Origin of the sequence: Microbacterium koreense (assembly GCF_042677105.1) — a bacterium.
Lineage (GTDB): Bacteria > Actinomycetota > Actinomycetes > Actinomycetales > Microbacteriaceae > Microbacterium > Microbacterium koreense.
Genome location: NZ_JBHTIM010000001.1, coordinates 538,650 through 551,828, shown reverse-complemented (window position 1 = coordinate 551,828; position 13,179 = coordinate 538,650). Strand labels below are relative to the sequence as shown.

The window sequence follows — 13,179 nt, the reverse complement described above, 5'->3', positions numbered from 1 at the left end:
TTGTCGGGTATTCACGCGGTTGAATGGCTCTGTGAGCCGCCCCCTTCCTGAGCCTGATCCGACGACCGTTCACCTCCTCGCCGACGATCTGCGCGATGCGGGCTACACGTCGGATGCCCTGCGCGCGGCATGGGGTCCCCTCGCAGACGACGCGATCGTCCGCGGTCTCCGCGCACCCGCGGCGCGCCGACTCGAGCGGAACCGTGACGCGCTCGCCGCCCTGGGGCGCCTCTTTGTCCTCGGGATGCCGGTGCCCCGCGCATCCGTCGACTCGGCCCTACCGCGCGCCGGTGCCACCGGAATCGAACGGCTCGGGCTCGCGCACGGTGTTGCAGACGAGATCGTCCCCGACGTGCTCATCCGCCCCCAGTCATTCGCCGACCGTCACGGCACGGGCGAATGGTGGGTCGCGAGCGACCTCGACGAGGCCGCGCTGCAGGGCGCCCTCCCCGAAGACCACGTACTCGGCGTCGGCGGCGCCTCCCTGACCCTCGCGTCGCTTCAGGTTGCGACGCCCGCCGATCGCGCCCTCGACCTGGGCGCGGGATGCGGCATCCAAGCGCTGCGCGCCCGTCGCGACGTCGCCGAGGTCGTCGCGACGGACATTTCGGAACGGGCTCTGCGCTTGACGCGCCTCAACGCTCTGCTGAACGGTCTCGACGGGATCACGACCCGCCTCGGGAATCTCTTCGAGCCTGTCGCCGGAGAACGCTTCGACCGCATCGTGTCGAACCCGCCGTTCGTCATCACCCCTCGGGTCGAGGGGGTGCCCGCCTACGAGTATCGCGACGGCGGCCTCGTCGGCGACGATCTCGTGCGCACCGTGATCGAGCAGGTCGGCGCGTACCTCGCGCCGGGGGGCGTGGCCCAATTGCTCGGCAACTGGGAATCGCGAGGCGACATCGACGGGGTCGACCGCGTGCGCGAATGGGTCGCGGCCTCGCCCGAGCCGCTTGACGCATGGATCATCGAACGCGAGGTTCTCGATCCGCTCGCTTACGCCGAGTTGTGGATCCGCGACGGGGGAACGCTGCCCGGAAGTCCCGACTACGCACGACTGGTCGATGCGTGGCTCGAGGACTTCGATGCGCGCGGGGTCACCGAGATCGGATTCGGGTACGTCCTGCTACGGCGTCCCGCATCGGGCTCCCCGAGCCTGCAACGGTACGAACGCGCGACACAGCCCCTCGGTGACAGCGGACTCGGCGATCACCTCGCCGCGGCGCTGGTCGCCCACGACCGGTTGACCGCGCTCTCGGACGACGAACTCGCCCGCTCCGTGCTTCGCGTGGCCCCCGATGTCACCGAAGCGCGCCATCATCTTCCGGGAGATGACGCCCCCCAGGTGATCGAGCTGCGCCAGGGGGGAGGGCTTGCACGCGCCCTGTCCGTCGACCCGGGGCTCGCGGCGCTCGTGGGTGCCTGCGACGGTGACCTGCCCGCGGGGGTCCTCATCGACGCGATCGCACAGCTGCTCGAGGTCGACGCCGTCGCCCTGCGCGCCGACCTTCTGCCGCGTGTGCGCGAGCTCGTCTTCTGTGGATTCCTGACCTTCGCCTGAACCCCGGGCGTGCCTGGCCTCGCCGCCACGGTCCTCGCGAGGAGCCCGCCGAGGTCGGTATCGCCGTTCTGTTCCGGCATCGAGAGGTATCTCGCACATCTTCCCGGAGATGATCGGCAACCGGTGGGATCGATAGGCTCGACGTCATGCTCAACATGGCCGAGGGCATCGCGCGCCTCGGCGCGCTCGCCGAGTCTCCCGTCGTCGACACGCTGGCGCGCGCCTTCGACGACGCCGGTTTCGAGTTGGCGATCGTCGGCGGCCCCGTGCGCGATGCACTGCTGGATCGCCCGGTCAACGACTTCGACTTCACCACCGATGCGCGCCCCGACGACATCCTTCGGATCGTCAAGCCCATCTCGACCGCGCAGTGGGACATCGGCCGCGCATTCGGCACCATCGGCGCCAAGGTCGCCGGCGAACAGGTCGAAGTCACCACCTATCGTGCCGACAGCTACGACGGCGTGACCCGCAAACCGACCGTCGAGTTCGGCGACACCATCGACGCCGACCTCGGTCGCCGGGACTTCACCGTCAACGCGATGGCGCTGCGGGTTCCCGGCCGCACGCTCATCGACCCGACCGGCGGTGTCGAAGACCTCGTCCGTGGCACCTTGCGCACACCCGCAGACCCCGCCGTCAGCTTCGGTGACGATCCGTTGCGGATGCTGCGGGCCGCCCGGTTCTCCTCCCAACTCGGGTTCGACGTCGACCCGGCGACGGTCGATGCGATCGTCGAGTTGCGGGCGTCGCTGTCGATAGTCAGCCCTGAGAGGATCCGCTCGGAGCTCGTGCGTCTGTTGCAGACCGACGACCCGGTTCGCGGCATCCGTCTTCTGGTCGATACCGGACTCATCGAGCAGTTCCTCCCCGAGATCCCGGCGCTGCGACTCGAAGTCGACGAGCACCACCATCACAAGGACGTCTACGAGCACTCACTGACCGTGCTTCAGCAGACGATCGAGCTCGAGGCGCGCCGCCACCCGGGTGCCGCGCCCGACGTCCCCTTGCGCCTGGCCGCACTGCTGCACGACATCGGCAAGCCCGCGACGCGACGGCTCGAGAAAGGCGGCGGGGTCACCTTCCACCATCACGACGTCAAGGGCGCGCGTATGGCACGTAAGCGCATGCAGGCACTGCGGTTCGACTCCGACACCACGGCGTCGGTGACCCAGCTCATCGAACAGCACCTGCGGTTCTTCGGATACGCCGAAGGAGCGTGGACCGACTCGGCCGTGCGACGCTACGTGCGCGACGCCGGGGCGGAGCTGGAGCGTCTGCATATCCTCACGCGTGCCGACGTGACGACTCGCAACGTCCGCAAGGCGCGCCGCCTCGCCGCCGCGTACGACGACATCGAGCAGCGCATCGCCGAACTGGCGGCTCAGGAAGAACTCGACGCCATCCGTCCCGAAATCGACGGCAACCGTATCCAAGAGGTACTCGGCATCCGTCCCGGCCGCGAGGTCGGCGAGGCCTACCGCTTCTTGCTCGACCTGCGGCTCGACGAGGGTGTCATCGGTCAGGATGCCGCCGAGCAGCGCCTGCGCGAATGGTGGGCGGCTCGCTCTTCTTGAGCCGGGAGTCCCCACCGCTCCACCCGGGGCCCCTCTCCCTCCCCTCCCGCGAGAATTGCTCCTGCGCGGGAGAAACCACCGCAGCAGCTGAGTCTCGCCATCAAGAGCAAGTCTCGCGGGAGGGTCGAGATTCCCGGTGCGGGGGCGCACGACAGCCGACGTGCGCGACCCACGGAGTTCACGCAAGTCGCGTAATAATCGGCCGCCTGCGTCATCTCATGAGGTGATGGCGGCGCCGAAAGGTGCTCGCCCTGGGGACATCAACGGATCATGGGGACCGTTGTCAGCTCCGCAAGTGACGAAAGCGCGTCGATGCGCGGATCCGTCGCTTCGCGGGGCTGACCGATGCCACCTGGCCGTCGCTGGCGCGGCGAACAGGGGGTGCTTCTGCCGCGTGTGCGGTCGAGGTGACGTACCGGATGCGGTGGACCCGGCGACCATCACGATCTCGACCAAGAACGACACGAACGGGAACGACACCGCACAGGGCTGGGGCCCTGAACTGGCGAGCGGCTCGTCCCGAAGAACGGAAGAACCATGAGGAAGCACCTCGCCGCCGCCACAGTGGCGCTGCTCGCGGCTGGGGGACTGGCGCTGGCCGCCCCCGCGTCGGCAACGGAGTCGGATGATGTGACGTCGGTTTCGGGGGAACTGACGCCCACTCCGGGCGAGGCGTCGGCACCGGAAGAGACACCGGCTGAGGACGCACCGGCGGCTGAGCCCGCCCCCGCGGAGGAGACGGCACCGGAACCTCAGACGCAGGAGAACCACACGGAGGCAGCACTCCTCGCATCCCCCACACCTGCCACTTTGCCCGCCGCCCCCACGATGACGGTCGTCGGGCCCACCTGTGAGGTCCCCACGAACACGGTGACTTTCGTTGGACCCACCGACGCACGATTCGTGCTCGCGGGCGGCACCCGGCTGGAGATCGAGGTCGTAGGCGGGACCATGACCTATGAAGGTTCCCCCCTCGCGGGGGCAGGGTACGGGACCTTCACGATCACCCCGGTGGTCTACGACCGCGATGACCAGTGGCCGGACGATCAGCAGGCCACGGAGCCTGACCGCGACGGCTACGGCATCGACAAGGGTGACATCGTGTATCCCGCTTTTGAGGTCACGTTGACCGACCCGAAAACGCTCCCGTGCACCACCCCGGTTGACCCGGCGGTGAACGGCTCATCGTGGTCGGGCACGTGCGAGGTCAACACCGGTGGGTTCGCGTACGACGTGACGGTCGGCTCGGAGAACGGTGACCGGGCGTTCCGGGTCAAGGCTCTCGGTGACGGCACCGGCGGCACCGGCGAGACCTACTACCGGGCGGACGGCACGACCGGCGCACCTGGCGAGGTCGTCACGTTCGCCACGGTCGGCGCGGGCGAGTCGGCGACGCTCACCCTGGACGGACTCGCCCCCGGTGACTACCGGATCGTGTCCGACGGGAGTCGCACCATCAAGAACCAGTACACGTTCGACTTCACGATCACCGACGCGGGCGAGTGCCCGGTTGACCCGGTTGACCCGGTTGATCCAGGTGATCGCGACGAGGATGTCGTCCCCGGTAGGGACGAACCGACCGAGATCATCGAGTTGCCGCTCACGGACGGTGTCCCCACGGCCGGTGCGGCGGGCACACTGGCCACCACCGGTGGCGACGGCGACTCTGGGGCGTTGGTGGCCGCGGCCGCCTTCATGGTCGTGGCCGGAGGTGCGCTGGTGGTCGCGCGTCGCCGGAGCCAGCGGGTCTGACGCCCGACCGCACCCAGCCGGCGTCGGGCGAGCGGCGGCCGGCAACGGGCGCCGTGCCGCGGCGTGGCAGGCAACCGCGGCTGCAAGCACATGGAGTCGCGTAATAGACCGGCCCTTTCTGCGTCTCATGAAGTGACACCGGCGCAGGGGTGCGCCGGTGAGACACGAGCGCAGGGGTGCGCCGTGTCACTGGGGACATCGACGGATATTGGGGGCCGTATGTCGAACGTGGGATCGACGAATTCACATCAACGAGGGCAGACCGCGCGTCGCCGTTTGGCAAAGGTGGTCATCGCTGCGCTCGCGGTCACTGTGACCGCGGTGGGCGGTGCGGGGGCCGCGCACGCCATGGACGTGACATACCCGGGAGCGATCGACCCGGGAAGCATCACCGTGTCGACGGACAATGGCGACAACGCCTACAACACCGGCCGTGTCGACGTCGGCGCATCGTGGTCGGTGCCCGACGGCGCAGTCGGCGGAGAGACCTTCGGGATGACGCTCCCGCCCGAGTTCAAGCAGTGGACCGCATCGTTCACATTGCCCATGCGCGACAATCCGGATGTCACCGCTGCAAATTGCTCGATCAGCGACGCGGGGTCCCCGATCGTCGTCTGCACACTGACGGATGCCGTCAACGGCCTGACGAATGTCGGTGGCTCCCTCTGGGCCACGGTCTCGGTGGACCAGTCGACGACGCAGGAGACGGTGGAGTTCGTCGTGAACGACGAAGTCGTGTTGGTCGACCTTCCCGGTGAGGGCGGAATCATCGGCGTGCCGAGCATGCCGATGACTCCCTCCAAAGTCGGCTGGCAATCCACGGAGGGGCGCCTGGGCTGGCAGGTGACGTTCCCGGGAAGTGAGTTCGCGGAGTCGGAGACCGTCACCGTGTCGGATGTGCTCACCACCGACGTCGGTCAACCGCACCACAACGTCGATCAGAGGATCAGCGTCACAACCGTGTTGCCCGACAACACGCAGCACCGAAACGTCACCGGATGGTCGGGAGCATGGAACGCCGAGGGCACGTCGTTCGACGTCGTCATCCCGGGCCCGTTCGACACCTCCCGCGTGTACGTCGTCCGCTACTACACCGTGCCGACCGAGACCGTGTACGCGGGCGACCAGTTCCTCAACTCGGCGTCCGTCAACGGGATCACAATGAACCACATGACGACGTGGGTGGCCACCGGCGGTGGCGACGGCTCGGGCGCGCGCCCCGGAACCTTCAGCATCGCCAAGACCGTCGTCGGGGATGCCCACGAACTCGTGGCGCCGGAGACGATGTTCACCGTCGAGTACTCGTACGGAGACCCCGTGACGACGGGCGTCGTCGAGGTGAGTGCGGACGGCACGGCGGTCGGCAGCCCGCGACTCCCGGCCGGAACAACCGTGACGCTGCGGGAACTCGCGGCGCCCGCCGTCGACGGAGTGGAATGGAGCACCCCCGCGTACGGCGGGGACGGGGTGACGGACAACGGTGACGGCACCGCGACGATCGTGCTCGGTGCCGATGTAGACATCGCCATCTCGCTGACCAACACCGCTGACGTGACGCCGGAGGAGCCCGTCGAGCCGGAGGAGCCGGTCGAGCCGGAGGAGCCGGTCGAGCCGGAGGAACCGGTCGAGCCGGTCGAGCCGGTTGAGCCGGTTGAGCCGGTTGAGCCGGTTGAGCCGGTGATCGAACTTCCGCTGACGCCCGGCGATACCGGTGCCGGCACGGGCAGCGCGCTTGCGCGCACCGGTGAGGACACCGACTTCGCGGGGACGGCTGTCGCTGCCGCGCTCCTCTTGCTCGGCGGTGCGGCTCTGATGGTGGCTCGGCGACGGAGCCAGCGCGTCTGACAAGGTGAAGGCGGCGCGTCGGGGGTTGAGTTCTCCGCCGGCGAGCGCGGCGTGGCCCGCGCTTCGGCCCGGCGCCGTCCACAGCTCCCTGCCGTGAGACTGCTCTCCGCGAGAATTGCTCTTGGTCGCGAGACTCGGCTGCTGCCGTGGATTCTCACGCGCAAGCGCAATTCTCGCGGAAGGGAACGGCGGCCGACACGGTAGGGCGCCGCGGACAGCACTGTCAGAGCCGGCATCCGCGACCTACACTGGGTCGCACGCTCCCCGCCGCCGATCGGAGCCCCATGTCATCGCCGTGGTCGCCGCGGCGCGAGATCACTGCTGAAGACTCGCGCCTGCTCATCGAGCGTGCCCACGACGAACTCGTGGCAGGCAACGACGATCGGCTCCGCGATGTGCGTCCCCTGGTGCGCGAGTCGTGGCGCAGGTCCCTCGCCAGCATCGCAGGAGTGGAAGGGATGCCGCCCCTCGAGCTCGACCCTGACGCGATCGACGCCTACCGCCGCGAGCACCCCCTGGCGGGTGCGGTCGAGATGATCCGGGCACTGCTGCTCCCGGGAGGTGCGGATGACTCGGGCGTCATCGTCGCGATGGGCGACGCCTCGGGCCGGTTGTTGTGGGTCGAGGGCGACCGCGCGGTGCGGCGCCTCACCGGAGACATGGGCTTCGTTCCCGGCGCGGACTGGTCGGAGGGTGCCGTCGGTACCTCTGCACCCGGTACAGCACTCGCCCTCGGTCGGTCGGTGCAGATCCGCGGCGCCGAGCACTTCAATCGGCACGTGCAACCGTGGTCGTGCACCGCTGCACCGGTCCACGACCCTGAGACCCGTGGCATCCTCGGGGTGATCGACGTCACCGGCGGTGTCGAGGCCGTCACGCCCCAGGCGCAGCTGCTCGTCGATGCGACCGCCCGCGCGATCGAGGCCGAGCTCCTCGTCGCGCGGCTGCGGGCTCCGAAGCCGTCAGGACGCCGCCGCGCGACCCGTGCGGTCGAACCGACCCGCGTCACGTTGCGTGTGCTCGGCCGGGATCGCGCGCAGCTCGAGGTTGCCGGTGACGGGGCCGAAACCGTGTCCGAGCTCGGACAGCGGCATGCCGAAATCCTCCTGATGCTCGCGGTCCACCGGCAGGGGCTTTCAGCCGAACGCCTCGCCGAACTCGTCTACGGCGATCCCGACGCGGTCGTCACGCTTCGCGCCGAGATGGTGCGCTTGCGCAAGGTGTTGACGCGCGTCGCGCCGACGTTGGCTCCCGAGTCCCGGCCGTACCGTCTGCCGAACTCCACCGAGACCGATGCACACCAGGTGCTGTCGTTGCTGGATCGCGGTGCTCACCGGGTCGCGCTCGCCGCCTTCCGTGGAGATGTGTTGCCGGATTCGGTGAGCCCAGGCGTCGAGGAGTTCCGCGACACCGTCCGCATCGCCCTGCGTGAGGCCTTGATGGCTGAGGCGTCGGTTGAGGTGCTGTTGGCCTTCGCAGAGACGGACGCCGGGGCCGAAGACGTCGATCTGTTGCGGTTGTGTCTGTCGATGTTGCCGGCGCGCTCGCCGAAGCGCGCAGGGCTCGTCGCGCGGCTCGCGCGGCTCGAAGCCGACGACTGACCGCCGTCGCAGCCACAGGGTCGGTTGCGCAGCACGCAGGCCCTCCACCCCCCACCCCCGCGCAACCGAATGCAACGTTGCGCGGCCTACCGTCGACCCACGCGACGATGACCGTCGCGACAGTGTCGAAGGAGACCAACATGACCATCGTCGAAGAGGGCGTTTCGAGCGTCTATGCAGCTCCGGGCGATCGCGGATCGGTTGCCGAGTACCGGTCACGCTACGGCCACTACATCGGGGGCGAGTTCGTCGAACCCGTGAAGGGCCAGTACTTCGAGAACGTCACACCCGTCACCGGAAAGCCGTTCACCGAGGTCGGTCGGGGCACCGTGGAGGATGTGGACCGTGCCGTCGATGTCGCCTGGAAGGCGTTCGAGTCGTGGAAGCGCACGAGTCCCACCGAGCGCGCGAACATCCTGAACAAGATCGCCGACCGCATCGAGGAGAACCTCGAGCGGATCGCGGTGGCCGAAACGTGGGAGAACGGCAAGCCGGTCCGCGAGACGCTCGCCGCCGACATCCCGCTCGCCGTGGACCACTTCCGCTACTTCGCCGGTGTGCTGCGCGCGCAGGAGGGTTCGCTGAGTCAGCTCGACGAGCAGACCGTGGCGTATCACTTCAACGAGCCGCTGGGTGTCGTCGGGCAAATCATCCCGTGGAACTTCCCGATCCTCATGGCCACGTGGAAGCTCGCCCCGGCGCTCGCCGCGGGCAACTGTGTCGTGCTGAAGCCGGCCGAGCAGACGCCCGCGTCGATCCTGTTCCTGTTCGACATCATCGGCGACCTCCTGCCGGCGGGCGTCGTCAACATCGTCAACGGGTTCGGTATCGAGGCGGGGGCGCCGCTGGCGCAGCACAAGCGGATCCGCAAGGTCGCGTTCACGGGCGAGACCACGACGGGCCGATTGATCATGCAGTACGCATCGCAGAACCTCATTCCCGTCACGCTCGAACTCGGAGGCAAGTCGGCGAACGTGTTCTTCGAGGACGTCGCCCGGGCAACCGACGACGCGTACTACGACAAGGCGCTCGAAGGCTTCACGATGTTCGCGCTGAACCAAGGCGAGGTGTGCACGTGTCCTTCTCGCGCCCTCATCCAGCGGTCGATCTACGACGGCTTCATGGGCGATGCTCTCGACCGGGTCGGCAAGATCGTGCAGGGCAATCCCCTCGACCCCGAAACGATGATCGGAGCGCAGGCGTCGAACGACCAGCTCGAGAAGATCCTCAGCTACATCGACATCGGTAAGCAGGGCGGCGCGAAGTTGCTCGCCGGCGGCGAGCGTGTCGATCTCGGCGGCGAGCTGTCGGGTGGGTACTACGTCGCCCCGACGGTCTTCGAGGGCACGAACGACATGCGCATCTTCCAGGAGGAGATCTTCGGACCGGTCGTCTCGGTCACCTCGTTCGACGATTTCGACGACGCGATCTCGATCGCCAACGACACCCTCTACGGTCTCGGAGCGGGTGTGTGGAGTCGCCTCGGCGACGTCGCCTATCGCGCGGGTCGTGAGATCGAGGCGGGACGCGTGTGGACCAACACGTACCACCAGTACCCCGCGCACGCTGCGTTCGGCGGGTACAAGCAGTCGGGCATCGGACGCGAGAACCACCTGAAGATGCTCGAGCACTACCAGCAGACGAAGAACCTGCTGGTGTCTTATGCCGAGGGCCCGATGGGCTTCTTCTGATCCGTCCCCCCGCGTCGTGCCCCACTCCGGGAGCCCCCGGGCGGAGTGGGGCACGACGTCCCCGGTCGACGAGATGGGAGGCATCATGACCGAGACGACGACGTTCAGCAGGGTGGCCGTGACGGATGCCGCGGCATCCCTGCTGCGCGATCTCACCGCGCAGCACGGGCCCCTGATGTTCCATCAATCGGGCGGATGCTGCGACGGCAGTGCGCCCATGTGTTACCCGGTGGGGATGTTCTTGATCGGACCATCCGATGTGCACCTCGGAGCGCTCCAGGTCGGGCTCGACGACCCCATCGACGTGCACATCTCGGAGGCGCAGTTCGAGTATTGGAAGTACACCCACATCACCATCGACGTGGTGCCGGGCCGCGGGGCCGGGTTTTCGGTAGAAGGCCCGACCGGTAACCGCTTCATCATCCGCTCGCGCATGCTCGACGACGCCGAACTGGAGGCCTTCGGCCTGCGCTGACTCGGACGTCAGCGGGGGGCGGAAGGCGGCTCGGCCGCCGGCGCCTGTCGTCGGGAACTCAGCGGCTCACGGCGGCGATGATCCCGATGAGTTGGGGGAGCACGAAGACCAGTCCCCCGACGGCGACGATGATGATCACTGCCCAGGGGATCCCGCGTTTCAGGCGCCTTCCGGATGCCGCGACCCCGGGCGGTGGGCGCAGCATCACCGGTGTCGCGGGTACCGGGAGGCCTGCGGCGCCCAGGGGTGCCTGTTGCATGGCGGGGGTGGGGAGGCGGTCGTCGCGCCAGCGTTCCCATTGGGCGAGTTTGTCGAGGAGGGCGGCGACGAGGGAGAACAGCCATGCCCACATGGCTGGGTCGAGTGTGGTGAAGTCGCGTTTGGCGTAGAGGAAGAGCCAGTCGTCGACGATTTCGATGTCGACGGCTGCGGCGTGGTCGATGACGCGGGCCATGATGTCGGGGGTGAAGAGGTACAGCGCGTCGCGTTCGTAGCCGGTGGGGCAGTAGAGGGAGAAGTAACGGTCGAAGTCGCCCTCGAGTGAGAGTCGTTGGTCGCGGTCGAACGATGTGGGCAGGTTCGAGCCGAACAGGCCGTTGTTGCCGACGGCATCGAGCACGATGTGCGGAAGCGGCACGTCGAGCTTCACCGCCACATACCCCCACTTGTGCACGGTCGAGTTCTTGCCCGACCCCGTGGTGTACCGGTAGTTGGCGAACTCGACGAAACGGGGCTGCTGTCCGCGCACAAGATCGAGGGCGTGGCGGGTTGAACCCTGGCGGAAGATCATGCCGGGCAGACCGGGTGCGTCGAACCGGGGCACGTACGACATGTGGTTCACCTGCGCGAACTGATTCAGACGGTAGCGGCGCTCGTTCTGGCCCCCGGCGAGCCGCCGAACAAAAAAGAAGACGCCCACACCCAGACCGGCGAGGACCAGCACGAACGCGGTTCCGGGGACGACCACCGCGATCACACCGAATCCTCCGCCTTGGGCCGCGGCGGCTGCGAAGCGCGCGAACATCGACGCGCCGATGCTGACGAAGTTGAACACCACGATGCCGCCCACCACGATCGCGACGATCGCGCCGGCGGAGATCCGCCCGACTCCGCTCCGGCGCAGCCGCTGCGTGTAGGCGCGCACCGCGCGGTGATCGACGGGTTCCACCAAGGGTCGGGCGTCGAACGGCATCGTGGACCGCGGCATCCCGCTCATCGAACCTCCCCCGAAGCGATGGCCTCACGTTACCGGTCGAGGACTGAAGACCGTGGAGCTACGGCCTCGGATGAATCAGCCGCCCAGCGTCGCGAAGAAGTCGACGATATGCGGCAGCGCGAACCACGCCAGCACAACCGCGATGAACGCGATGAATCTCCAGGAGATTCCCCACTTCAGGCGTCTTCCGGATGCTGCGACCCCGGGCGGTGGGCGCAGGCTTGCGGCGACATCGGTGGCGGCATCCGTCGGTGCCTGTTGCGCCGCGGGGGTGATGGTGGGGGTGGGGAGGCGGTCGTCGCGCCAGCGTTCCCATTGGGCGAGTTTGTCGAGGAGGGCGGCGACGAGGGAGAACAGCCATGCCCACATGGCTGGGTCGAGTGTGGTGAAGTCGCGTTTGGCGTAGAGGAAGAGCCAGTCGTCGACGATTTCGATGTCGACGGCTGCGGCGTGGTCGATGACGCGGGCCATGATGTCGGGGGTGAAGAGGTAGAGCGCGTCGCGTTCGTAGCCGGTGGGGCAGTAGAGGGAGAAGTAACGGTCGAAGTCGCCTTCGAGTGAGAGTCGTTGGTCGCGGTCGAACGATGTGGGCAGGTTCGAGCCGAACAGGCCGTTGTTGCCGACGGCGTCGAGCACGATGTGCGGGAGGGGCACGTCGAGCTTGACCGCCACATACCCCCACTTGTGCTGGGTCGCGTTCTCACCCATGCCTTCGATGTATCGGTAGTTCGCGATCTCGATCGGGCGCGGCTTCTTACCGCGCACCACGTCGAGAGTGTGACGGGATGACCCGTGGCCGAAGATCATCCCCGGCAGGGGCGTGACGTTCCGTCGCGCCCGATAGGTCATGCCGTTCGCGCGAGCAAAGCGATCCAATCGGTACTGACGCACGGTGTTGCGTCTTGCAAAGTGACGAACGATGAGGACCACGGCGACGGCGCATCCTGCGGCAAAGGCGATGAAGCAGGAAACGCCGCTGACCAAGGCAAGAGTGTCCGACACGCCGAGACCGGTGAGTGCGTCGGCCAGTGCTCCGGCGAGTGTGCGCGCACCTGCAAGGAAGAGAAGGAACGCGAGGGAGCCGAAGACGATTGCGCCGACCTTCGCCGACGAAGGATGCCGGGGACCGGGTTCGTTCTGCCGTCGCTTCTTGTCTTGTTCCTTCAGTCGCCGCGCGAAGTCGCGCATCGCGCGCCGATCCACTCGGTCCACCAACGGCCCCGAATCGAACTCCACCGCGGATTGCGGTACCCCCGTCATGCTTGCTCCCCCCGAAGCGTTCCGCCCACGGTACCGGTTGCCTCCGACGGATGCCGAGTCGCCGAGTCGTCCCCGACAGCAGGAACCGCGCAACTCCACGGATTATGCCGGAGGCGTCCCACCACGCCCCGGCAATCCGCGGGCGCCGCGCCCGGCCCAACCGAAATCCGTGGAGTTGCGCAGACCCGCCCCGCGCAATGC

Annotated in this window: 9 protein-coding genes; 7 read left to right on the top strand and 2 right to left on the bottom strand. The window is 67.9% G+C overall.

The annotated features are described in order from the left end of the window. Positions 1 to 31 precede the first annotated feature (31 nt). The 7 genes from ACFQZV_RS02500 (at position 32) to ACFQZV_RS02470 (ending at position 10,502) form a co-directional block, all read left to right on the top strand. A complete protein-coding gene (locus ACFQZV_RS02500) occupies positions 32 to 1,561 on the top strand; it encodes a DUF7059 domain-containing protein (RefSeq protein WP_378752961.1) in 1,530 nt (509 codons plus the stop codon). Between the two features lie 146 nt (positions 1,562 to 1,707). Beyond that, complete coding sequence (locus ACFQZV_RS02495; protein ID WP_378752959.1) at positions 1,708 to 3,138, top strand: CCA tRNA nucleotidyltransferase; 1,431 nt, start codon at positions 1,708 to 1,710, stop codon at positions 3,136 to 3,138. Positions 3,139 to 3,675: 537 nt separating this feature from the next. After that, positions 3,676 to 4,890: a hypothetical protein gene (locus tag ACFQZV_RS02490; protein WP_378752957.1), complete on the top strand. Its 1,215-nt coding sequence runs from the start codon at positions 3,676 to 3,678 to the stop codon at positions 4,888 to 4,890. A 285-nt stretch (positions 4,891 to 5,175) separates the two neighbouring features. Continuing rightward, positions 5,176 to 6,735 (top strand): DUF5979 domain-containing protein, encoded by a 1,560-nt coding sequence (locus tag ACFQZV_RS02485; RefSeq protein WP_378753026.1) that lies wholly within the window; start codon positions 5,176 to 5,178, stop codon positions 6,733 to 6,735. Between the two features lie 284 nt (positions 6,736 to 7,019). Continuing rightward, the gene (locus ACFQZV_RS02480) at positions 7,020 to 8,336 is read left to right on the top strand and encodes a transcriptional regulator (protein WP_378752955.1); all 1,317 of its coding nucleotides are present in this window, start codon (positions 7,020 to 7,022) and stop codon (positions 8,334 to 8,336) included. A 140-nt stretch (positions 8,337 to 8,476) separates the two neighbouring features. Beyond that, positions 8,477 to 10,027 carry an acetaldehyde dehydrogenase ExaC gene (gene exaC / locus ACFQZV_RS02475; protein WP_378753024.1) on the top strand — a complete coding sequence of 517 codons (1,551 nt, stop codon included), beginning with the start codon at positions 8,477 to 8,479 and terminating at the stop codon, positions 10,025 to 10,027. Positions 10,028 to 10,112: 85 nt separating this feature from the next. Continuing rightward, positions 10,113 to 10,502: a DUF779 domain-containing protein gene (locus tag ACFQZV_RS02470; protein ID WP_378752953.1), complete on the top strand. Its 390-nt coding sequence runs from the start codon at positions 10,113 to 10,115 to the stop codon at positions 10,500 to 10,502. A 58-nt stretch (positions 10,503 to 10,560) separates the two neighbouring features. Here ACFQZV_RS02470 and ACFQZV_RS02465 read toward each other — a convergent pair whose 3' ends face one another. After that, positions 10,561 to 11,709, bottom strand: a complete 1,149-nt coding sequence (locus ACFQZV_RS02465; protein ID WP_378752951.1) for a hypothetical protein — start codon at positions 11,707 to 11,709, stop codon at positions 10,561 to 10,563. A gap of 84 nt (positions 11,710 to 11,793) precedes the next feature. Then, on the bottom strand, positions 11,794 to 12,978 hold the full coding sequence (locus ACFQZV_RS02460) for a hypothetical protein (protein WP_378752949.1): 1,185 nt from the start codon (positions 12,976 to 12,978) through the stop codon (positions 11,794 to 11,796). Positions 12,979 to 13,179 lie beyond the last annotated feature (201 nt).